Genomic DNA, 1,531 nt, shown 5'->3' with positions numbered 1-1,531 from the left:
CTGGTCACGCTGGCGCCGACGACGCACACCACCAAGCCCGACACTGCCACTACCAACAACGCGGCTACCCACTCTGAGCGCCGTTGCAGTATTAGAGCTGACGTGTGCGCCTGACAGCATCGCGTTCCAGCGCGTCGCCAAACGATGTGGGTTCGTGCTCGAGGACGTACTGCGCTCGCATATCCGCTTCCAGGGCGAGCGACGCGATAGCGTGATGTTCAGCTTGCTGCCGGATGAGCTGGAGGCACCATAGTACTCGCCGGATATCGGACGAGTTTGAGGTAGTTGAGCTGATGGTCAGGTAGGAGGTCACTCGGTCGAGGACAGCTGTCCTTCTCGCAGACCGATCGACTATTGAGACGGGGGTGGTGGGAGTTTCGTTGGGTGTGGAGACTCTGGTTGCTTGCGCGAGGGTCTTGTGCAAGGACTGCGAACGGTTTGGGCAGGCCATGTGGGTCACTCTGTCCGAGCCAGGGGGCTTGGGGTGTGGTCCTCGGTGTGGAGTTCTGTGAAGCCCAGCTTGGTGCACAGCGATGGTGGGATGAGGGCGAGGTCGGAGGGATCCAGCACGGGCAGGCTCTCGCGCGTTTCGACGTATTTTACCGATTCTTTGAGCAGGTACCGCGCGATGCCGTAGTCGTGCTTGGCCGGTTTCACGAACAGTCTTCCGATCACCAGCAGCTCGTCGACCTGACGACAGGTGTGTGCGGCGACGTCGCGGACCCAGCGGGCCTGGGGTGGTCGGTAGATCTGGACGTGGCCGACCACGTTCCGGGTCGGGGCGATGCTCACTGGTGCCTGGTCGAACACCCATGAGCGCTCGGCGTCGACCTCCTGCAGCCAGTCTCGCGGTTGCCACCTTCCGAGCACGCGGGCATGCTCGTCCAACTCGCCCAAGAGGTCGCACAGGCGGTCTAGGTCCTCGTTGCTGCGCTCACGGATCATCGTGGCTCGAGACTAACGGTCGCGTCGGCACCGGTGCCCTCATGTCTTCGGGGGAATTCCGTCACCTCGGCGGCCGTCCGGCGGACCAGGTGCGGGTGCCGTCGAGGCGGCGGTAACGTTGGCGGAGGGCCCCACTGCTGGGGTAGTCTAGAGCCTCGGCCCCGGTTTGCCAGGTGCCGGCGCGGTCCATGTAGGTCTCGATCAGGCTCCGCTCCATCGCATCCAGAACCTTGCGGTGGAGGACCAGCAGGCGCAGCGCGGCGAGCGCATCGGCGGCGTTGACCTCCTCGGCACTGGGCAGGCGCTGCGTCTGCCGGAACTCGTCGTCGCCGGTGTCGGTCAGCGCGCCGTGCACGAGGCTGTTGAGCAGCTCCCACTCGTCCGCTCGGGCTCCCTCGAGGCTGAACCGGGCGAGTTGGTCGACATCACGCATGAATTTGAATGTACTAGTACACATTAATAATGAAGGTTATGCACAGAATCGCCGACCAGGGGTTTGCCACAGAGAAGGAGACAGGAAACTCCTCCCCGGAGAAGGCTTCCCCGTTGGGAACAACCCCGAGCGAAACTCTGGATAAACGAAGTC

General features: G+C 63.2%; 2 protein-coding genes. Both read right to left on the bottom strand.

What is annotated here, in order from left to right:
• Positions 1 to 456: 456 nt before the first annotated feature.
• Positions 457 to 945: a hypothetical protein gene (locus BLQ75_RS22845; RefSeq protein WP_092604730.1), complete on the bottom strand. Its 489-nt coding sequence runs from the start codon at positions 943 to 945 to the stop codon at positions 457 to 459.
• 61 nt (positions 946 to 1,006) lie between these two features.
• A complete protein-coding gene (locus BLQ75_RS22840) occupies positions 1,007 to 1,378 on the bottom strand; it encodes a hypothetical protein (RefSeq protein ID WP_092604729.1) in 372 nt (123 codons plus the stop codon).
• Positions 1,379 to 1,531 lie beyond the last annotated feature (153 nt).

The sequence above is a fragment of the Actinopolyspora xinjiangensis genome (assembly GCF_900104475.1).
Taxonomy (GTDB): Bacteria; Actinomycetota; Actinomycetes; order Mycobacteriales; family Pseudonocardiaceae; genus Actinopolyspora; species Actinopolyspora xinjiangensis.
The sequence above is the reverse complement of the archived record's forward strand: the minus strand, read 5'-3'. Positions and strand labels throughout refer to the sequence as shown.